The 24,588-nt window shown below is 40.5% G+C and carries 22 protein-coding genes; 6 read left to right on the forward strand and 16 right to left on the reverse strand.

Going from position 1 to position 24,588, the window contains the following annotated elements; translation table 11 throughout:
• Nucleotides 1–72 precede the first annotated feature (72 nt).
• From NB504_RS03525 to NB504_RS03585, 13 genes are all read right to left on the reverse strand, one after another.
• Nucleotides 73–1,206, reverse strand: coding sequence for an ISAs1-like element IS1358A family transposase (locus tag NB504_RS03525; RefSeq protein ID WP_258428288.1), 1,134 nt, complete (start codon nt 1,204–1,206; stop codon nt 73–75).
• 205 nt (nt 1,207–1,411) lie between these two features.
• Entirely contained in the window at nt 1,412–2,512 is a 1,101-nt protein-coding gene (locus NB504_RS03530; protein WP_258428289.1) for a hypothetical protein, read from the reverse strand.
• Between the two features lie 134 nt (nt 2,513–2,646).
• Nucleotides 2,647–3,609, reverse strand: a complete 963-nt coding sequence (locus tag NB504_RS03535; RefSeq protein WP_258428290.1) for a hypothetical protein — start codon at nt 3,607–3,609, stop codon at nt 2,647–2,649.
• A gap of 14 nt (nt 3,610–3,623) precedes the next feature.
• The gene (locus NB504_RS03540; RefSeq protein ID WP_258428291.1) at nt 3,624–4,862 is read right to left on the reverse strand and encodes a hypothetical protein; all 1,239 of its coding nucleotides are present in this window, start codon (nt 4,860–4,862) and stop codon (nt 3,624–3,626) included.
• Complete coding sequence (locus tag NB504_RS03545; protein WP_258428292.1) at nt 4,859–5,638, reverse strand: glycosyltransferase family 2 protein; 780 nt, start codon at nt 5,636–5,638, stop codon at nt 4,859–4,861. Before NB504_RS03545 ends, NB504_RS03540 begins: the two co-directional genes overlap by 4 nt.
• A complete protein-coding gene (locus tag NB504_RS03550) occupies nt 5,635–6,768 on the reverse strand; it encodes a glycosyltransferase family 4 protein (RefSeq protein ID WP_258428293.1) in 1,134 nt (377 codons plus the stop codon). The genes NB504_RS03545 and NB504_RS03550 overlap by 4 nt, the downstream gene beginning before the upstream one ends.
• A gap of 2 nt (nt 6,769–6,770) precedes the next feature.
• Nucleotides 6,771–7,319: a dTDP-4-dehydrorhamnose 3,5-epimerase gene (gene rfbC / locus NB504_RS03555; protein WP_258428294.1), complete on the reverse strand. Its 549-nt coding sequence runs from the start codon at nt 7,317–7,319 to the stop codon at nt 6,771–6,773.
• Nucleotides 7,320–7,323: 4 nt separating this feature from the next.
• Nucleotides 7,324–8,205, reverse strand: coding sequence for a dTDP-4-dehydrorhamnose reductase (gene rfbD, locus NB504_RS03560; protein ID WP_258428295.1), 882 nt, complete (start codon nt 8,203–8,205; stop codon nt 7,324–7,326).
• Entirely contained in the window at nt 8,205–9,092 is an 888-nt protein-coding gene (gene rfbA / locus NB504_RS03565; protein WP_258428296.1) for a glucose-1-phosphate thymidylyltransferase RfbA, read from the reverse strand. Before rfbA ends, rfbD begins: the two co-directional genes overlap by 1 nt.
• A gap of 7 nt (nt 9,093–9,099) precedes the next feature.
• On the reverse strand, nt 9,100–10,188 hold the full coding sequence (gene rffG / locus NB504_RS03570) for a dTDP-glucose 4,6-dehydratase (RefSeq protein WP_258428297.1): 1,089 nt from the start codon (nt 10,186–10,188) through the stop codon (nt 9,100–9,102).
• Nucleotides 10,189–10,340: 152 nt separating this feature from the next.
• Nucleotides 10,341–12,512 (reverse strand): polysaccharide biosynthesis tyrosine autokinase, encoded by a 2,172-nt coding sequence (locus tag NB504_RS03575; protein ID WP_258428298.1) that lies wholly within the window; start codon nt 12,510–12,512, stop codon nt 10,341–10,343.
• Nucleotides 12,513–12,552: 40 nt separating this feature from the next.
• The gene (locus NB504_RS03580) at nt 12,553–12,993 is read right to left on the reverse strand and encodes a low molecular weight phosphotyrosine protein phosphatase (protein WP_258428299.1); all 441 of its coding nucleotides are present in this window, start codon (nt 12,991–12,993) and stop codon (nt 12,553–12,555) included.
• A 25-nt stretch (nt 12,994–13,018) separates the two neighbouring features.
• Entirely contained in the window at nt 13,019–14,179 is a 1,161-nt protein-coding gene (locus tag NB504_RS03585; RefSeq protein WP_017044357.1) for a polysaccharide export protein, read from the reverse strand.
• Nucleotides 14,180–14,734: 555 nt separating this feature from the next.
• Between NB504_RS03585 and NB504_RS03590 the strand changes: the two genes are divergently transcribed.
• From NB504_RS03590 to NB504_RS03610, 5 genes are all read left to right on the forward strand, one after another.
• On the forward strand, nt 14,735–14,983 hold the full coding sequence (locus tag NB504_RS03590) for a hypothetical protein (protein ID WP_064626008.1): 249 nt from the start codon (nt 14,735–14,737) through the stop codon (nt 14,981–14,983).
• An 81-nt stretch (nt 14,984–15,064) separates the two neighbouring features.
• On the forward strand, nt 15,065–15,763 hold the full coding sequence (locus NB504_RS03595) for a YjbF family lipoprotein (RefSeq protein ID WP_258428300.1): 699 nt from the start codon (nt 15,065–15,067) through the stop codon (nt 15,761–15,763).
• Nucleotides 15,760–16,614: a capsule biosynthesis GfcC family protein gene (locus NB504_RS03600; RefSeq protein ID WP_258428301.1), complete on the forward strand. Its 855-nt coding sequence runs from the start codon at nt 15,760–15,762 to the stop codon at nt 16,612–16,614. The genes NB504_RS03595 and NB504_RS03600 overlap by 4 nt, the downstream gene beginning before the upstream one ends.
• Nucleotides 16,611–18,821 (forward strand): YjbH domain-containing protein, encoded by a 2,211-nt coding sequence (locus tag NB504_RS03605; RefSeq protein WP_258428302.1) that lies wholly within the window; start codon nt 16,611–16,613, stop codon nt 18,819–18,821. Before NB504_RS03600 ends, NB504_RS03605 begins: the two co-directional genes overlap by 4 nt.
• A gap of 248 nt (nt 18,822–19,069) precedes the next feature.
• Nucleotides 19,070–19,798 carry a serine protease gene (locus NB504_RS03610; protein ID WP_258428303.1) on the forward strand — a complete coding sequence of 243 codons (729 nt, stop codon included), beginning with the start codon at nt 19,070–19,072 and terminating at the stop codon, nt 19,796–19,798.
• 77 nt (nt 19,799–19,875) lie between these two features.
• Here NB504_RS03610 and NB504_RS03615 read toward each other — a convergent pair whose 3' ends face one another.
• Both NB504_RS03615 and NB504_RS03620 read right to left on the reverse strand, forming a co-directional pair.
• Complete coding sequence (locus NB504_RS03615) at nt 19,876–20,421, reverse strand: sugar transferase (RefSeq protein WP_026027265.1); 546 nt, start codon at nt 20,419–20,421, stop codon at nt 19,876–19,878.
• 10 nt (nt 20,422–20,431) lie between these two features.
• Nucleotides 20,432–21,382, reverse strand: coding sequence for an SDR family oxidoreductase (locus tag NB504_RS03620; RefSeq protein WP_258428304.1), 951 nt, complete (start codon nt 21,380–21,382; stop codon nt 20,432–20,434).
• A 218-nt stretch (nt 21,383–21,600) separates the two neighbouring features.
• Between NB504_RS03620 and NB504_RS03625 the strand changes: the two genes are divergently transcribed.
• Nucleotides 21,601–23,469, forward strand: coding sequence for a nucleoside-diphosphate sugar epimerase/dehydratase (locus NB504_RS03625; RefSeq protein ID WP_258428305.1), 1,869 nt, complete (start codon nt 21,601–21,603; stop codon nt 23,467–23,469).
• On the opposite strand, the gene NB504_RS03630 is transcribed toward NB504_RS03625, so the two are convergent.
• Entirely contained in the window at nt 23,448–24,572 is a 1,125-nt protein-coding gene (locus NB504_RS03630; RefSeq protein ID WP_258428306.1) for a glycosyltransferase family 4 protein, read from the reverse strand. The genes NB504_RS03625 and NB504_RS03630 overlap by 22 nt on opposite strands.
• Between the last annotated feature and the right edge of the window lie 16 nt (nt 24,573–24,588).

Here is a 24,588-nt window from a genome sequence, read left to right on the forward strand (position 1 = left end):
GTAATAGAATAGAAAGTATCAACAAACTATGTGTTCATATTAACCACACAAACCATGGAAACCGCATGAACATCACCGCCCGGTAAGGCTTTCGAGAACCTTACTTAGGTAGTTTTCGTCCATTGCGCAGTTCATCCGTTGGCGTTTAATGCCACCTTTAAAGGTGGTTTCACTCTTTAATAGGTTCAAACACATCTGCCTGATCCTTGCTAAAGCCTCTGCGCGATCATCGGCTCTAATACGAGAGTTGTCCTCACTAAATGCGGTATCAAGGGACCAATGCATGGCCTCTACGCCCCAATGAGAACGCGTCGCTTCAAGCAGCGTTTGGGCTTCTAATTCTTTAGAACATATATAGTAACGAATACTCACATCTTGCTCTGTTGCTACAGCCGATTCTTGGCGAATCGAAGCGACGATGCCCATTGATTTTAGCTCGGGCCATTCATGCTCAATATCACCTAAAACCGACAAATCACGGTTCACTAAAGCCACTCTCGTTTCCGTTCTTCCGTGACTTTTTTCTTGTGTACTGTAAGAACTGCCGTCAAAGTCTTGAAGCATGTCCATTCGAAAATAATCATCAAAGGCTTGCTCAAGCATTCCCTGATTACCTTTCACTGCTAACAAATAATCCGCTTCTTTATCGAGAATTTTTTGCTCTATTTTCTTTTGGCATCCCATTGCATCAATCGTAACCAAGCAGCCTTTTACCTCGAGCAAGTCAAGTAGCTTGGGGATCGCGGTAATTTCATTACTTTTACTATCAACCTTCTGTTGGCCGATACTCATTCCGTTTTCAGTAGCAAAAGCATTCACCATGTGAATCGTTCCTTTACCCTTCGAGCGGTCATAAGAGCCACGTAATGTTTTACCGTCGATAGCGATGACTTCTCCATCCGTCAGTGTATGGCAGTCCTTCATCCAAGCTATAAAGCTTCTTTGCAACGCTGCCGGATTCATCATGCCCATCACACGAGACAAAGTATCTGCCGATGAAATGCCTGCCTCAAAATGACCATATCGTTTTAGGAAATCTAAGCGAGCATTGCCAAAGTCAATAATGCCATCCCAACCGTCATGACCCGACAAGACGCCACAAATTGTCAGCAAAATAATGTCTGATAATTTGTGTGCTATTTTATTTTCCTGTCGATAATCTTTAATGATTTGAAAGTGCATAAATGGGTTGGTTAACTCGCTCATATTTAGGCTCCTATATTGTCTAGGAGCAATTAGAAAACAACGAAAATGATCTACAAGCAGATCTTTATTTTCATGTGGTTACATTCAATAGTTGGGATTAGTGATAGGTTTAAAGCGGAATCTTCGCATCTTTGCAGCGCTTATATATCAACGACTTTCATGCGGTTTCCCTGGTGTCCTGTATTTATTTTACTGTATTTATTTCTTATACATCATTACGAGTATTCTTCCTGAATAGATATAAAGCAAATACTAAAAACACGGTCAATGCTAACACCAAATATTCAAGCCTAACCACTCCCCTCAAATTATATTGCATGCCTCTAATTACTGGCATCAAATATATAAGATCAATAATTACTAAAGATGATAGTATTAATCTACTTTTACCAAAAGTTCTAATAACCCTATCTTTCAACAAACCACAGGATAACCCATGAAAGAAAAAAACAAACATCGTAGCAACAAAACCAATATGACCATATAACTGTGAAACAGCCGAATGCGGAATGGCTTTTCTAAATCGAGCCCATTGGTCAATCCCATCGATATCTAGCATAAAACCTGGCAAAGGGCTTATTGACATGGAAAAATATTTATAACTTAGCTCGTGAAAATATAAATATTCAGAAAACAATAGACTAGAATATGAAGATAAATAGTTAATTAAAAACAATGATATTGAGAATTCAATATTCCAATTTATAATATTTTCAAAAATTGGAATTATTCCTCTATGCTCTTCGAATCGAATTCCCATAACCGCAATAGAAACAATTGTGGCAATTACTATATTTAAAGCCACCATAAGTTTACTAGTGCCATTAATGAAATAATTAAACAACGGGTATGACAGAGCAACAACCATTGCAGATCTCGAACCTAAACCTACAAATACTAGAAGCAGTACTACGTGACTCAATAACATCAATGGCTTACTTTTAATGAACGGAATTGCAATAATTGCAATCCAAACTGTGATATCTGCAAACTTCCTAAAAGTTAAGTTTGCATCATCAACCACATAAGACGAGCGAAATAATAAATTATCAACGCCTATCGACATGACTACCAGAGAAGCTGCTAGGATTGGAAAAAGCACAAACATATTAGATTTATTACGAATCCAATCATTTTCATTGATATTTTTAAATTGATATTTTGATGGGCGAAATAATAAAGTTTGACCAAGAGAAAATGAAATAGCACAGGAGGAAAAAACAAAGATCGGCATTATTATCCACTTCTCATCTAAGCCTTGTCCTAAATCGAATGGTACTATATATCCAAAATCGAATATAACCATACTGACATATGAATAAATGGCACAAAATAGTATAAAGTAAGAAACTAGGGTTCTTTCTGAAAAATAAACGAATAAGAAAGATACAAATAAGTATAATCCTAGAAAATCGACCAAAATAAAACCCTAATTATTTATTACTTATTAGAAGAAACGATCGAAGATACTAATTCGATATATTTATTGAAAATTTCTTTTTGCTTTTCTTTGTTATTAAAAGAGTAATATCCATCTTTCTCATCTAATAATTCAGACGATTGTTCCAAAAATACTTTAGTTTTATCATTTCCATAAACACTTTTGAAACCCACACCAAATGAACACGCAGCAACGCCGACATGCAACTTGGTAGATGTTACACTTTTAGCTTTAGAAAGTTCAAAACTACTAAGAATAGGATCTTTATTTTCAAAGAATTGTATAAATGGTATGTGGGCTTCTGATTTAATTCCAGAATCTGAGTCGTGAGACTTAAAATAAATAGATTTAGCTAGTAAAGGCCAAAGCTTGATGTTTAACAATGACTTTAAAAAGTTCTTTTTTGAAAAGTTTATTACACTTCTATTATCAAGCATATTACTAGCATGTTCAATACTAAGGTCTAAATACTCTAGCATTAGTGGCGTAGTCAATATAATATCTTCTAAAAATATCACATCCTTAAAATCAAACTTTTTCAAATCAGTTTTAATTCTTACACTACCGCCAGAGAAATTACTACTTTCCATTATTTCTCTTCTTGGGGAAAACAATTGCTCGCTTGAGGCAACATTGTCCGAGCCGACAGAGATACAATACAATTTTTTATTATGTTTTTTAAGCTCTACACTTAATTCTCTGATATCACTATTTATCATAGGGTGAGTTTCATGTTCTTGCTTAAAAAACGCCCCCCCACCAATAACAATTATATCGCACCAATCTAATGCTTCTTTAACAGAATTAGTAGTTTTTATATTATACTTTTTACTTAAAGCTTCTGATAATCTATAACACTGAACTTTACAGCCCTGATTCTGAAATAACTTTGAAAACATGATCCCCATAAGATCATCGCCAAAGTTACCTTGGTTGTAACAACCCCAGACAAAAACATTCATAATTAATCTCCAAACTATATTGCTACTATACCACTTTTCTTCTTAAGAAAAAATACTAAAAGTATTCTTTGCATAAGAATATAAAGAGCACATGTAACAATAAATAAATTTCCATAAAAAAAACACAAAGCAAATATAGAGGGGATTAATAAGGCTAATCTTATCCTAATTAATTCTTTCTCATAGCCTAACGTTGCCATATACATGTTTACGGGACCAGATGAAATATTAAACGAGCAACATATCAAATAGAACAAAAAAGCTATTATATAATTCAACTCAAATAAGTCAGGGAAAACAGACCAGAGCGAGAATCCGGATGCAATGAGTAAACAAACTAGACTAACGTAATTATAGATAAATCTAGTCTTCTTTATATAAACATTTACTTTAGTACTACCACCTTCCGAGAAGTTCTTTATAACTTGAGGAATCGTATAAGAGGCGATTGGTGACAGTACAGCATTGAATATATATGAAGCTCTAATTATCAAGATGAATGAACTACTGTATCTTATATCTAAACTGATAGTAGCTAGATAAATAACACCCCATTGTTGCAAGTAATTAAGTATACTATTTATAAACAAGCTTGGTAAAGGAAACAAAAATCTTGAAACCAAATCTTTAACGTCATCAAGTTCTTTCATTTCGCACTCTTTACATATGATATAAACAACATAAACTAAAGAAATTAATGCAATAATAGTCCATAAGTAGCCAAGTATAATAATGGTATTTAACTCAATAAATACTAATACTGGCAGCGCCAATATCATTATCATTCCAGTATCACCCAAAAATGAGTAGTTTACTCTTTCGAAAGCTTTGAAGAATGACATTAAGCACAACGTGAAACTGATACTAAAAGAAATTAAAATACCAGATTTTACACTCAGAGTTTCAAAGGAAAAAAAACTACTGGCTAAAAGATAAAAAATTATTGAGCTTACTGCACACAGAATTGTAGAAAATGCTAAAAGATATAATAATTTTACTCTATCCTTCTCTTTGTATGAGATTGTTGCCAGCTTAAGAATTACAGCATCAGATCCAAATCTTATTAATATGGAAATGCCAATGAGAGATGATAGGTCTTTCATTAGCATCACATGATCATTATCTCCTAAACTATTAATTAGAAACCAGCTAAAAATAAAGCCACCGGATGTTTTTAATAGAACCAGCACTATGCTTATTAGATAAGTCAGGTTTATTTTTTTTACGACTTCTAGGTATAAAGAACTATTCATATCCTTGATTTCACATTTATTCCTTTGCTAATATATTTCACTTTCAAGAATCTTAACGCACTCTTCAGATGCCAATAGAAATGCTTGCTAAATATACGTCGATTCGAGTGGCGAGCTAAGTGTACAGCGGTTACCGAAGGAATATAGTTAAGGGCCACACCTAAAGTTGAAGAACGGTAACATATATCTATATCTTCACAGTACATGAAATACCCCTCATCGAACCCTCTTAAACTATGATACCACCCAGCCCTAAAGCAAAGAAAAGAGCCCGCAGCCCAATCTACAGTTGTGATTTTATTTAAATTAGACTTATCTATGACACTTGCATTTCCGAAGCCAAGAAAAGAAGATACAAAGTTTATCAAACTAGGAAACTTGCGTATTGACTGATCAAACTCTTTTGATTTGTCGTCTAGGAATAAATTGATGGTTGATAGATAAAATTTTTCAGAGGCTACAATATTTATGAAATTAAGTAGTTCTTCAGTATCAATCTTAACATCTGGGTTTAATACTAAGAATAGATCATTATCACTCATACCGATAGATCTACAGTACAAATAATTTACATTATTATTCTCGCCAAACCCTAAATTATATTCATGATCGATTAAATCTATCCTATTGACTCTGCAATAATTAATTAAAGAATTATCTTCAATGTTGTTTTTAACAACTACAGTGGAAACTTCATTAAGAAACCTTAAACAATCAATTTCGTTTATTAAATTTCCATGACCATGTGAAACTACAGATATATAAATTTTTCTCATAATTCTTCTACTATTTTTTTATAGTAATTACACCTAATCTCATGTAACCTTTCATAATGAAAATCTTCAGCTCTTTGGATATTTATTTCACTTAATTTTTTTAACAAGCCTTCATTACTAATAAACTCTCTCATTTTATCGGCAAGCTCTACTTTAGAGCTTACACTAACTAAGTTTTCATTATCTAATATTTCAACAAACCCAGGAAGATTGGTTGCAATTACTGGCAGACCTCTTGACATGGCCTCTATAGTTGCCCTAGGAATACCTTCAGTTATACTTGGCTGAATATAAACATCACTTTCATCTAATATTTTCACGATCTCATGTTTACTAAGAAGCCCATGAAATATAATATTATTTGAAATTTCTAATTCTTTTGCAATGAAGTTCCAGTCCCTATCCGCATGCCCACCAATAATGTTAACCACAAAGTTACCATTATATTTTTCTTTTAGTATCTTAACGGACTCGAATAATGTTTTTAGCCCTTTTCTTTTATTTAGACCGCCAATAAAAGTAATTTTAATGCCATTGCTAATATTAATAACTTTATTTTTAACCACAAAGTCAATATTTACATTACTAGATACTATTACTTTATTTTTGCAGATATATTTCTTTTTTAAATAATTAGATACATATGTCGCGCCTTTCGCTTTTTTAATAAAGTACTTCATTAAAGGATCCATTGTATAACTAATTAAAAAACCGAATTTTTTTGATGAAAATTGGTCATAATCTGCGGCAACTTCAACTGAGTATGGTGTTTTTGATATATCATTAATAAGCAAGCCAAACATCCCTAAAATACTTGGTATGTTTGCAACTAATAAATCATACTCTTTAAAAGCAATAATTAATCTCCACAATTTAATTGGGGAAAACATATCTAAATACCGACTAGGCGACAAGTTTGATATTTTTATTCGTTTGTTTTCAATTTCATGATAGCCTTGTGGCAATTCACTTTTGCATGACAAGTTTATTAATCGGCTAAATATAAAGACCTCGCAATCGGCTGCATCGAAGAATCTATCAAAATAAACATCTGGCATATTAGATGATGTATAATATGTCTCACCGTGACAGTAAAAATGCAAGTCATGAATATATAGTATTTTTTTCATTTCTACATTCTATTTATAAATTGTTTAAAAGTTAAAGCATTTGTATCTTTCATCGATGTAATAGGGCTGACTGTACTAGGCCATTGGATATTCAAAGATATGTCATTCCAATAAATCGATATTTCTGCCTTTGGGTTATAATAATCTGTACATTTGTAAACGAACTCCGCCTCGTCACTCGTCACATAAAAGCCATGAGCAAAACCTTCCGGTATCCACAATTGACATTTGTTTTCAGCAGACAGATATTCACCAACCCACTGACCAAAGGTCGGGGAGCCTTTACGAATATCGACTGCCACATCAAACACTTCACCAGAAACTACACGTACCAGTTTGCCTTGGGTGTTTTCAGTTTGGTAATGCAGGCCGCGTAAGATACCTTTTTTAGACTTAGAGTGGTTATCTTGCACAAATTGAGTCGGCTTTCCTGTTACTAGCTCTTCAAATTGCTTTTGATTCCAGGTTTCCATAAAGAAACCACGCTCATCACCAAATACACTTGGCTCTATGATTTTTACATCAGGAATACGAGTATCGATTACTTTCATTTTATTATTCCGTATACGCTTGAATATTATTTAGTGCAGCCTTCCAATCACTCGCTTTCACAGAAAAACCTTGAGTGATTTTCTCGGTACTTAATCGAGAATTACTTGGGCGCTTAGCTGGTGTTGGATATTGGTCAGTGGTAATACTCGTTAAGCTTGGCTTATTTGCAAGAACTCCTTGTTCAACCGCAACATCAAAAATGGCATCAGCAAAGTCAAACCAACTGACGTGAGGCAAACCCGAGTAATGGTAAACACCGTACTCAACTGCATCACCTTTGGTGATGCGCTGCGCGATTTGAATCAGTGTATTAGCAATATCACCGGCATAGGTAGGCCCACCAAATTGGTCTCCAACGATACTTAGTTCATTTCGAGTTGCACCTAAACGCAACATGGTTTTCACGAAGTTATTTCCGTTTTCACCAAACACCCAAGCAGTACGAAGGATAATGTGTTTATCACACGCCTCGGCAACGGCGATTTCACCAGCGAGCTTACTTTTACCGTAAACCCCTTGCGGGTTTGTAGCATCCGTTTCTGCATACTCCCCCATTTTATTGCCTTCAAAGACATAATCGGTCGAGATATGTAAAATTGCCGCGCCAACACTTTGTGCTGCTTGTGCTAAGTAATTTGGACCGTCGCGGTTTATCGCGTAAGAAAGTTCAACTTCCTCTTCAGCCTTATCAACAGCTGTGTGAGCTGCGGCATTGATAATGATAGTAGGTTGAAATTCAGCAACCGCAGCATTGACGGCATCTTGATTAGTAATATCAAGGTGCTCTCTATCAAGCGCTAATACTTCAGCATTCTCATCGTTAGCGAGTTGTTCAGTTAAACTTGAACCCACTTGACCATAGCAACCCGTAATTAAGATACGCATTAAGCCTCTGCCTTCTTTTGGTTTTCATTAACTAAACGGGTCAAATACTGGCCGTATTCGTTTTTCATCATTGGTTTCGCTAGTGCCAGAACTTGTTCGTTACTTAACCAACCATTACGCCACGCAATTTCTTCTAAACAAGCGACTTTCAAGCCCTGTACGTTCTCAATCGTTTGAACAAAAGAAGAGGCTTCGTGCAAACTTTCATGCGTGCCGGTATCTAGCCATGCAAAACCACGGCCTAATAACTCCACATTCAGCGAGCCATCATTAAGGTACATTTCATTAAGCGTGGTAATTTCTAGCTCACCACGATGAGATGGCTTCACTTGCTTGGCCATTTCCACCACTCGGTTATCGTAGAAATACAAACCCGTCACCGCATAGTTAGATTTTGGCGTTTCAGGCTTTTCTTCAATCGAAATAGCCTTCATCTCTTTATCAAACTCAACTACACCAAAGCGCTCCGGGTCTTTCACTTGATAGCCAAATACCGTCGCGCCAGATTCTCTTGAAGCCGCACTTTGTAACATTTTAGAAAAAGACTGACCATAAAATATGTTATCACCCAGCACCAAGCACACGCTGTCATCGCCAATGAACTCTTCACCAATGATGAAGGCCTGAGCTAGGCCATCTGGGCTTGGCTGAATTGCATATTCAATATTGATACCAAAATCAGAACCATCACCCAGCAGGCGTTGAAAACCTGCATTATCTTCCGGTGTGGTGATAATCAGTATATCTTTAATGCCCGCCAACATTAACGTCGAAATTGGGTAAAACACCATCGGCTTATCATAGATAGGCAGTAGCTGTTTTGACACGCCACGAGTCAATGGATATAAGCGTGTTCCGGAGCCACCCGCAAGAACAATACCTTTCATTCTTTAGTTACCTTTTCGTTTTTGTAGCAAGCTCAGAAGACACACCTAAACGCTCACCCGTATAAGAGCCATCTAATACGCGGGACCACCATTGTTTGTTATCTAAATACCATTCAAGCGTCTTACGAATACCAGATTCAAAAGTTTCTTGTGGCTTCCAGCCCAGCTCACGTTCAATTTTTGCTGCATCAATCGCGTAGCGAACATCATGCCCAGGGCGATCAGTGACATAGGTAATCAAATCAAGATATTGATTTACACCTTTCGGCTTATTAGGAACCAACTCTTCTAGCAATGAACAAATGGTTTTTACGACATCAATGTTTGCTTTTTCATTGTGACCACCGATGTTATAGGTTTCACCCACAACCCCTTCCGTAACCACTTTGTACAAAGCACGTGCATGATCTTCGACAAACAACCAATCACGAATTTGCATACCATTGCCATAAACAGGTAATGGTTTACCGTCTAAGGCATTCAAAATCATCAGTGGGATAAGTTTTTCTGGGAAATGGTAAGGACCGTAGTTATTCGAACAGTTGGTCACTATGGTTGGTAAACCATAGGTGCGTAACCATGCGCGGACTAGGTGGTCAGAAGATGCTTTTGAAGCTGAATATGGGCTTGAAGGTTCATACGACGTGGTTTCTGTGAATAAGTCATCCGTACCTTCTAAATCACCATACACTTCATCGGTAGAGATATGGTGGAAACGAAAAACTGCTTTATCAGTTTCAGGTAATTCATTCCAATAAGACCGAGTGGCTTCAAGCAGTGTGTAAGTACCGACGATGTTGGTTTCAATAAAGGCCGCAGGGCCATCGATTGAACGGTCTACATGAGACTCCGCTGCAAGGTGCATTACCGCATCTGGTTTGTGCTCAGCAAAAACACGATCAAGCTCTGCTCGGTTGCAGATATCCACTGGTTCAAATGCATAGCGTTCGCTTGAATCCACTTCAACAAGAGATTCTAAATTGCCTGCGTAAGTGAGTTTATCAAGGTTGACGACGCTATCCGAGGTATTATTGATAATATGACGAATGACTGCTGAGCCGATAAAGCCAGCACCGCCTGTGACGAGGATTTTCATAATTTTCTCTATTCTTTTTGAACACACTCACGAACGTGAAGATGCATTAAATTTTTAGGAACCTATTTTAACAAAAAAATCTCAATCCGTTCTTTGGTATTGAGGCTCTTTTCATTGAGTTTGAAACAGCCAATGCTCAAATAGCTTGTTAACTATTTTTTATCGCTTGAATAAGCATAGTTATAATACCCATACCCGTATGAACTAGATGCTTTCTTCTCTACCGCATTAAAGATCACACCTTTCACTTCAATACCCGCTTGTTCAAAACGGTTTCTGGCGACATCAATCTCTTTGGCGGTATTTAGGCCAAAGCGTGCCACCATTAACGTCGTGCCAGCGTGGGCACCCACAATGCTTGGGTCAGTCACCGCAAGTACCGGTGGGGTATCAATAATCACTAGGTCATAATTTTGTGAAGCCCACTCAACCAAAGCTTTAAAACGTTGGTGCATAAGCAGTTCTGAAGGATTGGGTGGCACTTGGCCGCGCGTCATAATGTCTAAGTTATCGAGTTGGGTGGTTTTGATCGCTTGCGCGTAATCAATTTTGCCACTGAGCAGGTCTGAAAGGCCGTTTTCCCAGGTTACGCCGAAAGGTTGCTGTAAGTAGCCTTTGCGCATGTCGGCATCAATCAGCAGCACTTTTTGCCCAGTTTTGGCTACAACCGCAGCAAAGTTGGTGGAAACAAACGATTTACCAATGCCCGGCGCAGGGCCAGAAATCATCACCACGTTGTTTTTGGCTTCTAACATTGCGAAGTGCAAACTGGTCCGCAGGCCACGTAGTGCTTCAATAGAAAGGTCCGCCGGGTTACTTTCCGCCAGCAACATCATCTCTTGCAGGGATTTACGCTTTTTATTGATTTTTTCTGCAAATTCCAACTGCAGAATCGACTTAGGTACACTGGCGTAAACCGAAAGGCCAAGCTGTTCAATATCGTCTGGGTTTTCTACGCCGCGGTGCAGCGCCGCTTTCACCAATACTCCGCCAACGCTGAGCATGCCGCCAAGCAGTGTCGCTAACACGACTATCAGTGATTTTTTCGGTTTCACAGTTTGAGCATAGGTGGCTGCGCTGTCTAAAATGCGCACATTGCCGACCGTTCCGGCTTTAATGATGTTCAGCTCTTGCACTTTGTTCAGTAATTGAATGTAAATTTGCTGGTTCACTTGCACGTCACGCGTCATGCGTAAAATTTCGCGCTGAGTTTTAGGCAGCTTTTGTACTTGTTGATTTAAGCGCTCTTTTTCACCAAGCAAGATTTGGCGTTTATCCAATAGTGATTTGTACGCTGGGTGGTCAGTGGTGAAACGCTGGCTCACTTCACTCTCTTTAAACGTGAGTTCGTTAAGCTGCGCTTCTAGCTTCACCATCACTTCTAAGGTGGATTTCGCTTCTAAGCTTAAATCAATCGAATCATTGGCTTGGCGGTAGCGGTTTAATACATCTTCCGCGCTATCTAATTCGGTTTTAATGGTTGGCAGGTGGCCTTTTAAGAAAGCTAAACTTTTTTCAGCTTCTGCCGAATTGCGCTGCACGTTCTGCAAAAAGTAGTTTTGGCTTATATCATCCAAAATGGCTTGAATTTGGCTAGGGTTTTCGCCGGTAAAAGAGAGCTCAACAATGCCGGTTTGTTTACCGCGTTCAGTCACTGATAAGTTATCTTTCAGCCATTTGATCGCATCTAACTCGCTTTGTTTACTGATGTTAAATGCAAAACCGCTATTGGCATCTAAATCGGCGACAAACAGTTGGTAATCATCACTTTTTGCCAGCTCGCCTACTTTACCGCTGAGCATTACGCGGCCATCTTCACGCACTAACTGGTAGGTTTTTTGTTCTGCATCCTGCACCACTATTTGGTGGCCCGTTTGCAATGCGTAACTTGGCATTTCAAAGCGGCTAACCTGAATGCGGTTTATTTGCCCGCGAAGGCGCGCAATGCCTTTACCAATAACGGGAAAGTAATCCGGCTCAACTAAGGTTGTTAGGTTAAATTTATGAACGGTGTCGCCTAAAATCATCCGTGATTTGATGATTTCAATTTCAGTGGTGGCGGATGATTCAGAAGAGAAGAGATCGCTCATTTCCCCGCCGACTAATGATGAAATACCGCCAGAGCCTTTTTGTTCGATTTGAATCAAAGCATCGGCTTTGTATATCGGTGTTGAGAGCAAGGCAAAGGCAATGCCAAAGATAGCAAAGAAAGTCGTCGTCGCGAGTATGATCCATTTGCCATCCAGCAGAAGGCCAAACAATTTACCGAGATCGATTTCGTCAGAAGTGGTGTCGACGCGTTGTTTAATCTGTTGTGCTGTCATTGTATTTAAAGTCCTAACGGCCTGTTTTGGCTTATGGTGATTACAGCTTTTTGGCCCAAGCTTGCGCGGCTTGGTCAATTAACTGGTAGGCATGGTCAAATGCTTCTTTGCTTTGGCGATATGGATCGGGGATGTCTTGCTGGCCTATCCATTGCCCAAATAACATGGCTTTGCCGCGTGCTTCAGGGGCTATCTCACTTAATACACTAATGTGCCCCTTTTCCATCACGAGAATTAAATCATACTGGCTGCAAAGCGCTGACGTGAGCTGCTGTGATGCATGACCAGCTAAATCAATGCCATGTTCGGCAGCAACTTGGCTAGCCATGGCATCGGCGGGTTTACCCTCAAGATGGCTTTTGGCGCTAGCAATACCAGCTGAAGCCACTTCTTTATTTGGCAATAGCTTTTGTAATACTCGCTCGCCTGTTGGTGAACGGCAGATGTTACCGACACACACCACTAATATTTTAGAAAACACGTTTTTTCTCTTATTTACTGTTCAGTTATGGCCAATTTTTCACCCGTAACGCACCTTCAGACAGCTCATTAAAGCCGTTGATGGTTGGCAACAATTGCCTGATCAAACGGTTCCAGCGCCCAACGGGCGTGGTGGTGACATACACCACATCATAAGGTTGCAGTTCAAACTCTGTGCCCATGACTAACGCCGTGGCATCTTGCATATTGAGCTGGTAAATATTGGCGATAGGGTCATCTTGGTTGGGCGCTGCGTGACTTAACACGGCTTGCTGTTGTTGCGCGCCGCGAATCACAAAAATACCCGTAGCATCGGCTTCGTATTCATTAATGCCGCCGACTGTGCTCAAGGCTTCGGTCAGGCTCATACCTGTACGGTCAATTTTCAGCATTTGTGGCTGTTTGACTTCGCCCATCACAAACACTTTTTGCCCGTCGTTACGTGGCACATGCACGATATCGCTATCGCGCAGTAAGCGGTTTTGCGTTAAATCGCCTTTCTGGATCAAAGCATAAAGAGAAAGAAGTTCCTCTTTACCATTACGAGTCAGCGTCACATTGCGCCAATCTGCATCCGTGGTAATACCACCAGCACGGTTAATGGCATCTAATAATGTTAAGGGAATATTTGAGATGGCTTGCTGACCCGGCGTTTTAACTTCACCAGTAATGTAGGATTTTTGCGAGCGAAAAGAAGCGACGTTGACATCTACCTGAGGCGATTCAATGTACTTAGCTAACTTTTCTGAAATCACTTGGCGGATTTCCGTTACGGTTTTGTCAGCCACACTCACTTCACCAATGTAAGGGTAAAAGATGGTGCCATCCGCATGGACCCAGTTACCCGCTTCTGCCGAACTGCGGTATGAACCGGCAGGAATGGTTAACTCCGGGTGATCCCAAATGGTGATATTAAGCACATCACCAGGGCCGATATAATATTCGTAGCGAGCAATTTCTTGTTCTAACGGAGCATTGGGTTGGGTAATAGGCTGATTTTTATATTTTTTCAGCTCTTTAATAAAAGCAGGAGTAAGGGGGTAGACATTCACTTGAGAAGATAAGGATTCGTTGCTTTCTGCTTCCCATGCGGCATTTTTTTCACCCGTAGGTAGGTGTGAACCCGGAATGGTGCACCCCGTTAAAACTACTGAGGCGATGATCAAAGGCAAATACTTTTTTGACACGCGAACGTTCCTGCTATTTCAATCACAGCCATGACCAAGGTGCTTATATGAAGCCAAGGCACATGAGTAATGTGTTTATATATCAATGTGCTAGAAGTCATACATAAAAAACTTGCTGGCACGCTACCGCCCTAGGGCGCTCCCTATGACGGTGTTAAATACGTTTAAGCCGATGATAATTGAAAATAGGTTATTCATTAAAATGCAGCACAGCACCCACTAATCAGACTTTCAAATTACAATATAATCAATAAAGGAGTAATGAAAATAAAATTTGATTTATCAATTTTTTGTACTATCAAAGGCTGCGGAATGATACATAGGTTACTATTGAATGTGAAGTAAGTATTTTCCTACCCTGTAAGTATTTTCCTTATTGATTTCGCTTTATTTACTATTAAGTTAGTTAATAGCTGATTATTTTTTAATCTCAATTAAAATAGTCGATTCGCCTAGAGTGCAACTTGTTTACATTGACATCAATAATGTTTATTGTTGCGACGCCCAATCTATATTGGGCATACATCGATGTAATTAAACTTCATGGGGAATACTATGAAAAAAACAGCAATCGCACTATTAGCATCTTTTGCTTTTGGTGGCGTAGCGATGGCTGCTGTTGAAGAGACAACAGCAGCGTCAACCACTGGCGGAGCCGCTGGCGGTACAGCAGCGACAACGGCAGCAGTAGGTACAGTAACGGCAACGTCTGTAGCTATCGGTGGCGCACTTGTAGCGGGTGTAGTAGTTGCAGCAAGCAATTCAGGTACTTCTACTACCACTACAGTAACCGCAGCGCAATAAGCGCCTGCTTAATTCACAACCGCCATTGGCGGTTGTTTTTTAAATATTCAAATGACGAATTTTTATTATTAAGCCCCTATTATGAAGTTTGCTATTCACTCGTTATTTATTTGTTGCGGTTTTTTAATTACAGGCTGTACACAAAACACTCAATATTTTACTGATTCTTTAAATCTTGCTCTATTTGGCCCTGAATCATTAAGTATCTCGCAAAATAAAATTAATGAGTTGCCCTACGCTAGTATTTATGTAAAGCAAGGTGATAACCCTCAAGCATTAATGATATTGGCTTGGGCCGAAAAAGAGTCTAGCCAATTTCAATCCAACCCGCTGGCTTTAAAATATTTATCCGCAAATCATGAGATGATCGTTACCTCTGCAGGGCGAATCACTAAAACCGTGAATTTGCTGGATGCGAATTTATCCAATATTCGATCGCAGCAGCCTGATCCTCTAGCGATTGGTTTGCATGACTCCAGCACCCCGCGCTACTGGGAATATGAGATCAGTTGGCAACCGGGCTATCACACCCAATATCACGCTCAATCTCGCTTTGTTGTACAAGGTGAGGAGCAAAAGCTATTGCCACAGGGCGCTAGAAATTTATTACATGTGGTGGAAAATGTGACGATTTTAGCGATTGACCAACATTACACGAATCACTATTGGCTTGAGCCAAGCAGTGGCGAAGTCGTCGCCAGCGAACAAACGCCAGCTCCCGGTATGGCGCGCTTTGAACTGATTGTTGCTAAACCTTTCTCAGGAGCGAATAAGTCATGATTCTATGGCCTAACTTAATACGCTACGTTTGGCTAGAAAAACGCACGTTACTGAGCGCATCAGTGCCAAAAGCTACATTAATAAAACCTACATTAATGAAGCATTTTCTGCTGGGCGTATTATGCGCACTGTCACCGGCGGCCTATAGTGCACCGGCTAGTGTGGTTGAAGTGAGAAGCGCAGAGAAACCTGCCCTCTCCCTCTCTTTTGCATCTGTGCCAAGAGTGGATGAGTTAGTCATCAATGCGCTAAATGCCAGTGCGCAGTTACCTGCCGATATCGATTGGTTAAGCAGCGCCTTGTTTGATGTGACCAGCCCGTATCAAAAAAAGCAGCAGGTTCTGCTTGCGATCACCCATCAAGAAAGTTTGGCCGCATCGGCTCACAAAAAGCGCTGGCGTCAGCTGAAAGAGCAGCTACGCGCGAATGCTTTTGCACTGCGTATTTTTACTCCACTTGATCCCGACATCACGCGCATCACGGCCAGTCAGAACCCGAAATTACAAGGTCAATGGCTGCTGTCACTCAATACGTTACCCACCACAGTATCAGTTTTGGGGAATGTTAAACAAGCTGGTGACATGGCTTGGAAACCACGCACCGATGCGGGTCATTATGTTCGCTCGGCAGGCCTTGCTGAGGCGGATATCTCGCAAGTATGGGTGATTCAACCCGATGGTCACGCCTCACTGCATGATATCGCCTATTGGAATCACGACTTTCAAGATATCGCGCCCGGAGCGACACTTTACGTGCCTTTCCCTATCGAAACGACGTCACTTTATCCTCAATATTCACTACACAATGTGAACGACATTGTCGTTGAACTGCTGCGAAATCAATTGCCATGATGAAACTGAGTTATCTTTCGTCTTCGACGATTCAACCACCTCGCGTCACTTGCATGGCGTGCTGCATTGCGTTTAGTTTGGCGTTACCGAGCCAAGCTGACGAATTCAGCTACCCAGCGCTGGTGCATTCTCAAACTGATTTTGGTGGTACAGGCTTAATACAGATGCCCAGTGCCCGCATGATGCCAGAAGGCCAATTCAGTTTAAGCGTCACAAACAACGATGATTACATTCATTACGTCAGTTCACTCCAACTCTTCCCATGGCTAGAAGCGACAATTCGTTACACGCAAGTGCATGAGCTACTTTACAGCGGCGATACCAGCTTTAGCGGTGATACGAAATACACGGATAAATCGATTGATGCCAAACTGCGTTTGCTAGAAGAGGGATATTGGCTGCCGGAAGTGTCGGTAGGGTTACGTGATGTTGGCGGTACAGGTTTGTTTGATGGCGAATTTATTGCAGCCAGTAAACGTTTTGGTCCATTGGATGTCACACTCGGTGTTGGCTGGGGTTATTTGGGTAACAACGCGAACTTAACGGGTGATAAATCCTCAACACCAGATTGCGGTCGCGATGGTAGTTACAGTGGTAAAGGCGGCCAATTTGATATTGGACGGATGTTCACGGGTTGTACGTCGCTGTTTGGTGGGGTTGAATACCAAACACCTTGGCAACCACTGCGTCTAAAAGTGGAATACGATGGCAATGATTACCGCAGTGATTTTCCCGTCACCCGTGGTGATGCAGTAATGCCCGTTTCAACACCGTGGAACTTTGGTGTGGTATACGCTCTTGCTGATTGGGCCGATTTACGCCTTAGCTATGAACGCGGTAATACCTTTACCGCAGGCATTACCTTGGGTACGAACTTGGCGACCATGCAACCAGTGTGGGTTGATGAACCCAAACCCAGTTATGCTCCGAAAGCGAAATCACATGAGTTAGACGATGCTGAATGGCAAACGTTACTTCATGACCTTGATGTAATCGCCGGTTATAAACAAGCGACTTTGTACCAAGATGATGCCACCCTCACGATTGAAGCTGAACAATATAAGTATCGCGATCGCAAAGAAGCGCATGAACGCGCCGCATTGCTGCTGGCAAATCAAGGCATTGATGCACAGACGTATCGCATCATCGAGACGGCCAATAATCAGCCTCTCACTGAAACCAGAATAAAAGCGAATGCGTTTGCCCGCGTTGCTGACCGTGATTACCCTAACGCTCACATCACCGATGCCAGTGCGCGTGGTAACCCTGTCGCGATCAATGGCGAAGTAAAAGCGCAGCAGTATGATGCGTGGCAATTTGGTTTAGCGCCTGTGTTGCAGCAGTCTTTTGGCGGCTCTGAAGACTTTTATTTGTACGCACTTGGTGTCAGTGCCAATGCCAGCGTACAAACACGAGATCATTGGCTACTCTCTGGCAGCCTTTATGGCAACCTTGCCGATAACTACGACAAATACAAGTACACCGTACCGCCAGATGGTACTGATTTGAAACGGGTTCGTACCTTGTCTCGACAATATTATGAAGATGCCGTTCGCCTTGATAGCCTGCAACTGACCTACTTTGATACATTCGGCCAAAGTTGGTTTGGTCAAAGCTACGCAGGGTATCTCGAAACCATGTTTGCTGGTGTCGGCGGTGAAATACTCTATCGTCCATTAGGCAAAAATTGGGCGGTTGGGATTGATGGGAACTATGTAAAACAGCGCGACCCTGACACCACTTTCGGTCTGTATAAAGAAGAAGTGCATTCTGATCCACAAACGGGTCGAAACTATCGAGTACAGACGGGCACAGTAACAGGCCATGCAACGCTCTATTGGCAGCCTAAGTTTTGGTCATTGATCGACAATACGTTACTCAAGGTCAGTGCGGGGCGTTACTTAACCGACGATATCGGTATGTCGGTCGATTTTTCTAAGCAGTTTGATAGTGGTGTGATTGCCGGGGCGTTTATTTCTAAAACGAACCTTTCTGCAGAAGAGTTTGGTGAAGGCAGTTTTACCAAGGGATTTTATGTTTCAATTCCTATGGACTTGATGACCATTCGGCCGAGTACACAGCGCGTGACCGTATCTTGGTTACCGATTCAACGTGATGGTGGGCAAATGCTGAACCGACAATATCGCTTGTACGATATGACGGATGCACGCTCCCCTTGGTATGGTCGCCCTATCACAAGCAACTAGCTTAGACTATTGTTACTAATAAAAAGAGAGCTCATTTATGGGCTCTCTTTTTAATGCCTGCCTAAAGAATATCCCTACTTTTCAACAAGAAACAGCCAACCCACTATTGATTAAAACATCCACTATAACTATTTTTTATGTGACACATGGCAATGTAATCCATTGCATCTATACTTCATTAGGTAAACACATTTGATCTAGATGCGCATCAAGATCTCGGTATTGTTGGCTTTGAATAGGAGGTTCTTATGTTCCTTCAGCCTGTTATCGGATCTCATTTCTGTCGGTTATCTCGTTACTCAATGTTAGTACTTGCTTTCATTTTAGTGGGTTGCGCAGGCTCTAACGGGCGAACCATGAAAGCGCAAAATCCCCCAGCGATTAATTATGAATTCACTGGCATTCCATTGCTGTATTTTGGTTATGGATCGAGTGTGCCCTTAACTCCAAATTTAAGCTTAACTGCAGCTCATGTGGCAAAAATGAATTATGCCAAAGTGGTGGCTTACCATCCCACTTGTGATGTGGCTTTGATCGAGTCAGACAACCAACATGTTGTACTTCCAGAATTAGGGCTAGTTTATCAAGGAGAAAAAATAGAGGCGTTTGGTGTGAGTGGCAGTGGTGATGTGGTGATGGGAAAAGGGACGTACCATTTGGATTTAAACTTCGTCAATAGCCGTTACTTCAGCCAATGCCCAGCCAGCATTACCGACGCCCCCATACGTTCGGGCATGAGTGGCGGTGGTGCATTCAATGCACAAGGCGAATTGGTCGGTATATTAGCGGCGATTGCCAATAAAGCAGATACGAGGCTTGTGAACGGAGAAGAATTAGATATCGAACGCTTAAGCATTTTTGTTTCGATCAATTTCATCCAACCGTGGTTGAAAACACAAGTGAACACTTACCACCACGGAGAATATCAATGGCCAAATGTAGAAACGAACGAAACAAGGTTAGCGCGAGCAGAGTAACATTGATAAAAAAGATAATTGCCAAGAATTTCATTGCGTCACAGTAAGGTCAAAAGATCTTTTGTGACGCAAACAGATTAAACCCTATCACCTGCGCCTTTGCCTAAGACGGTTTGAATAATACAGGTAAAATATAGCGTGAGTGACATGTTTTGAATCATCTTCAGATCCCAATCTGCCAACAGTTCAGGAGTTGACATATCGATCTCATTTACCTGTGCCAGACCGGTGATCCCTGGGCGAACATCAAACACTCCTTTCTCATCTCGGATCTGAATTAACTCTTGTTGGTTAAATAAGCATGGCCGAGGTCCAACTAAACTCATCTCACCTTTAACGACGTTAATCAGTTGAGGAAGCTCATCTAACTTCGTTTTACGCAAGATACTACCCAGCTTAGTTACTGAACTCGCACCCACCAAGTGAGTTGCAACCGATTGAGTATCGACTGGCATGGTTCGAAACTTGATTAATGTAAATGGCTTCTTGTGACGCCCAACTCGAGTTTGCATAAACACCGGTGAGCCAGTATCAAAATACCCTAATACGTAAACGATCAATAAAATCGGCCAAAGAATACATAACCCTAGCAAGGCAAAGACAAAATCTAAAATACGCAACATTAATGGTTCTCTACTTTTTATTGTGTAAGTAAGCACTTACGGTTTTTTGGATACCTTGTTGAAAGGTGTATAGCGGTGACCAGTTCAGAGTACGCTTAGTCTCACTGATATCGACGTGAAGATCACAACATAAACGTTGAGCCATCGATTTTTTGCCAGTAATGATGAATAACGTCTTAAGCACACGCTCAGGAATAGGCAATAAACGACTAGGTACAGCAAGCGAATTTGCGATGGTTTTTAGTATCTCAGTTGTTGATACATCAAGATCATCTGAGACAAGAAAAGTGTTACCTGGCGCGTTAGTGTGAGTACAGCAATTCATGATTAAATCCACTAAGTTCCCAAGATACACCAAACTGCGTTTGTTATGTATGAGTCCTAAGGGTAGAGGTATACCTTTTTCAACCCACTGGATCATGCTGAGGAAATTCGCTTTTACACCTTCACCATACACTAAGGGTGGCCGAATAATGACCACTTCCAAGCCCGTTTCATCGGCTAATTTCTTTAACCCTTGCTCGGCTTCATATTTACTTAGGCCATAAGGATCGTCAGGAATGAACGAAGTTTCAGGCCGAAAAGGCTGATCAGTTTTTGAATACTCACCATTCACTTTGATTGAACTGATGAAAATAAATCGTTTCACGCCCGCTTCCACCGCCTGACGAGCTAAATTCAAGGTACCCGCAGTATTAACATCACGATAAAGCGTCAGTGCATCCTGAGCTGAATCTTGCATTTGATGTACTCTAGCGGCGCAATGGATGACACAGTCCACACCATTGAGCGCTAAACGCCAATCCGTATTCGCCTCCAAAGAGGTAACAAAATCATGTTGAGAGTGGTTAGTGCGATTCAACGTGCGACGCTGCCCAATACACTCCCAACCGATACGTGATGCCTGTTCCATCACTTTAGAACCAACAAACCCAGAACTGCCTGTAACCAATATTTTCAAAATATGACCTTTAATTTAAAGCTAAGTGCATGCAAACTGTGCTCAGGGTTAAACTCCACCACTGAAAGAAATATTTGAACAATAATCGATATTCCAAGTTAGGGTAAAGGGTAGCCAATTTGCCTCAAGCAAACTACAATTCGAGCGATAACAATAATATCCATATCAACATCGTACGTACACCGCCGATGTGACTCATAAAGGCTTAGTAGCAAGTAATGTTCACACCTATTGAATTTCTTCTCAATGCACAAAGACAAAACAAACGCCTAATTACGATTTGCTATGACATTCTAGCGATTATTTGTTCTCTTTACCTCGCGATTGCACTGCGACTAGACACCTTTAGTTTTTATATGGGAGCAAAAGAGCTCGCCTGCTTAGCAACCACACTAGGTGTAACTATTTTTTGCTTTGTCCGGCTTGGAATGTACCGAGCGGTTCTACGTTATATGATGATGCCTGCAATCGGCTATATCTTCCTTTCCGTTTTCTTATCAGCACTTACGCTTGCCTTAAGTGGCTTCTTCTTTCAGGCCTTTATTCCTAGAAGTGTGCCCTTTATTTACGCTGGACTTGCTATTCTTAGCTTAGGTGGCCCAAGAATCCTTATCAGAACCATTTATTATCACTATTACAAAAGACAAAAACCAAACGTCTTTATCTACGGTGCTGGATCCACTGGGAGAGATCTAGCCTACGCCCTTATCCAAGGTGATGAATATCACCCTGTCATACTGCTTGATGATGATCCGATTAAAGCTGGCCAAATCATGTTTGGTATTCGTGTACATCACAGCGACCAATTTGAACGACTACAGTCACTTTATCAGCCAGTCAAATTGCTGCTCGCAATTAACAATATGAATAAAGGTGAGCGATTAAGACTGCTTGAAAGGCTCTCTCATTGGCCAATTGAAGTTCAATCTGTCCCTTCAGTGGAGGATATTGCCGCTGGTAGAGCGCAAGCCACAGATGTTCAGGACTTAGATATTTCAGATTTACTGGGTAGAGCACCAATAGCGCCGGATAAGGCGCTATTGAGCAGAAATATTACTGGGAAAAGTGTGATGGTGACAGGGGCTGGTGGCTCCATTGGTTCTGAACTGTGCCGTCAAATTATTGCCCAAAACCCCACAACGCTCGTTTTATTTGAACTCAATGAATACAATCTATATTCCATCGATCAAGAACTGCAAGCCATAAAACAAAATCTAAAATTAGAGACCAAAATTGTCGCGGCTCTTGGTTCAGTGCAAAAGGAAAACCGTTTACATAAACTAATGGTCGCTCATAAAGTTAACACTATTTACCATGCAGCGGCGTATAAGCATGTACCACTAGTAGAAGATAACGTCATCGAAGGTATTCGCAACAATGTATTTGGTACCCTAGCATGTGCTACGGCGGCTATCGAGGCTGGTGTCGAAAGTTTCACACTCATCTCAACCGATAAAGCGGTACGTCCTACGAATATTATGGGCACCAGTAAACGGATGGCAGAATTAGTTCTACAGGCACTGTCTGATAAAGGAACCAAAACTATTTTTACTATGGTGCGTTTTGGTAATGTGCTTGGTTCTTCAGGTTCTGTTGTACCCCTCTTTAAAAAACAGATAAAAGCGGGCGGCCCTGTTACCGTTACTCACCCTGACATTATCCGCTACTTTATGCTAATACCAGAAGCAGCCCAGTTGGTTATTCAGGCTGGAGCAATGGGGCATAATGGACAAGTCTTTGTGTTAGATATGGGCGAGCCAGTTAAAATTGTCGACCTAGCAAAACGGATGATCCACCTGATGGGTATGAAAGAGTACTTTGATGGCAATAGCAATGAGGGAGATATTGAAATTAAATTCACTGGTTTGAGACCCGGTGAAAAGCTCTACGAGGAATTATTGATTGGTGACAATGTCGAGGGCACAAGCCACCAAAAGATAATGACGGCTTGTGAAGATAAGCTCACTTGGAAAGAGATGCATCCCCTACTCCAAGAATTGGATATATGCTGCCATAACTTCGATGTAGAATGCATTAAGCGCCTTCTTTTGGAAGCGCCAACTGGTTATTCGCCTAAGAGCTCATGATATACCTGCAGAGTTTTCTCAAATACTATTTCTTGAGAAAACTCTTGTTCTACTTTTTTACGACCTTGAAGGCCAAACTCAAGAGCCTTTTTATCATTATCGAGTAAATAATCTAAGCAATTGGCAAGTGAAACAACATTTCCAGGTTGTGCTAACAAACCGTTGATATTATGAGATACGATTTCCCGACAACCAACAACATCGGTTGTGATGATTGCCCTTTGACAAGAAGCCGCCTCAATCAAGATACGAGGAACACCTTCACCGTATGTTGTAGGCAAACACACTATATCACTCTCTTTTATTAGAGTTGGCATATCTTTTATATTACCTAACCAATTAATATCACCGTTTTTTGCCCAATACTCTACCTGCTTTAGTGGAATAGCTGATGAAACATCATCATCAATAATCCCAGCAACATTTAATGTAAATACTATTCCTCGACTTTCTAGAAGCTGCTTGGCTTCGATTAAACAACTCAGTCCCTTATCCTTTAAAAGTCTAGCAGCAAATAACACAATTTTCTTTCCCGGTGGTAGGGAAGGCGAAAATCGTGTCAAATCGATTCCCGCCCCCTTAATTGTAATCCCATTATGATTTAAAATGCCCAAATGAGTAAATGTTTCAAGATCTTCTCCATTCTCAAATATAAACCTACAATTGGGTAGTGAGATAATATTGTAAAGTGAAACTACAATTTTTTTCAAAAAATAGAATTTATTTTTCTTGGATGAAAAGACCGCGCCCAAGCCAGTGATGCTATAAACTATTGGTTGATTAAGAAAAAATTTATTGATTAGACCAGAATAAATATTAGGCTTAATCGTAACTGCGTGAATTAAATCTGGCTTGATTTCTTTTAAAGCACTAAACAGAGAAACAATATAACCAAGTTCAAAAAATATATTTATAGAACTTCTAGCCATTGGAATTGACGTACAATGAAAACCAAAGCCCGACATTTTATCAATTAATCCAGACGTTTTAAAATCGGAGATAATGTAAACATGGTATCCATTTCTCTTAAAAAAAAGAGCTCTATCTAACCAATGTAAATTAAAATACCAATCAACGTTTATAACAAAGACAATTTTTTTCATAAACATACACTATAGC

Origin of the sequence: Vibrio sp. RM-69-4 (assembly GCF_024743775.1) — a bacterium.
Lineage (GTDB): Bacteria > Pseudomonadota > Gammaproteobacteria > Enterobacterales > Vibrionaceae > Vibrio > Vibrio anguillarum.

Coding starts and splice junctions, on each gene's coding strand:
- NB504_RS03615 (WP_026027265.1), bottom strand. CDS start 20,421: ATGTTGCGTATTTTAGATTTTGTCTTTGCCTTGCTAGGGTTATGTATT.
- rfbD (WP_258428295.1), bottom strand. CDS start 8,205: ATGCGTATCTTAATTACGGGTTGCTATGGTCAAGTGGGTTCAAGTTTA.
- NB504_RS03530 (WP_258428289.1), bottom strand. CDS start 2,512: ATGGTTATATTCGATTTTGGATATATAGTACCATTCGATTTAGGACAA.
- rffG (WP_258428297.1), bottom strand. CDS start 10,188: ATGAAAATCCTCGTCACAGGCGGTGCTGGCTTTATCGGCTCAGCAGTC.
- NB504_RS03550 (WP_258428293.1), bottom strand. CDS start 6,768: ATGAAAAAAATACTATATATTCATGACTTGCATTTTTACTGTCACGGT.
- NB504_RS03525 (WP_258428288.1), bottom strand. CDS start 1,206: ATGAGCGAGTTAACCAACCCATTTATGCACTTTCAAATCATTAAAGAT.
- NB504_RS03535 (WP_258428290.1), bottom strand. CDS start 3,609: ATGAATGTTTTTGTCTGGGGTTGTTACAACCAAGGTAACTTTGGCGAT.
- rfbC (WP_258428294.1), bottom strand. CDS start 7,319: ATGAAAGTAATCGATACTCGTATTCCTGATGTAAAAATCATAGAGCCA.
- rfbA (WP_258428296.1), bottom strand. CDS start 9,092: ATGAAAGGTATTGTTCTTGCGGGTGGCTCCGGAACACGCTTATATCCA.
- NB504_RS03575 (WP_258428298.1), bottom strand. CDS start 12,512: ATGACAGCACAACAGATTAAACAACGCGTCGACACCACTTCTGACGAA.
- NB504_RS03630 (WP_258428306.1), bottom strand. CDS start 24,572: ATGAAAAAAATTGTCTTTGTTATAAACGTTGATTGGTATTTTAATTTA.
- NB504_RS03625 (WP_258428305.1), top strand. CDS start 21,601: ATGTTCACACCTATTGAATTTCTTCTCAATGCACAAAGACAAAACAAA.
- NB504_RS03610 (WP_258428303.1), top strand. CDS start 19,070: ATGTTCCTTCAGCCTGTTATCGGATCTCATTTCTGTCGGTTATCTCGT.
- NB504_RS03605 (WP_258428302.1), top strand. CDS start 16,611: ATGATGAAACTGAGTTATCTTTCGTCTTCGACGATTCAACCACCTCGC.
- NB504_RS03545 (WP_258428292.1), bottom strand. CDS start 5,638: ATGAGAAAAATTTATATATCTGTAGTTTCACATGGTCATGGAAATTTA.
- NB504_RS03540 (WP_258428291.1), bottom strand. CDS start 4,862: ATGAATAGTTCTTTATACCTAGAAGTCGTAAAAAAAATAAACCTGACT.
- NB504_RS03595 (WP_258428300.1), top strand. CDS start 15,065: ATGAAGTTTGCTATTCACTCGTTATTTATTTGTTGCGGTTTTTTAATT.
- NB504_RS03600 (WP_258428301.1), top strand. CDS start 15,760: ATGATTCTATGGCCTAACTTAATACGCTACGTTTGGCTAGAAAAACGC.
- NB504_RS03590 (WP_064626008.1), top strand. CDS start 14,735: ATGAAAAAAACAGCAATCGCACTATTAGCATCTTTTGCTTTTGGTGGC.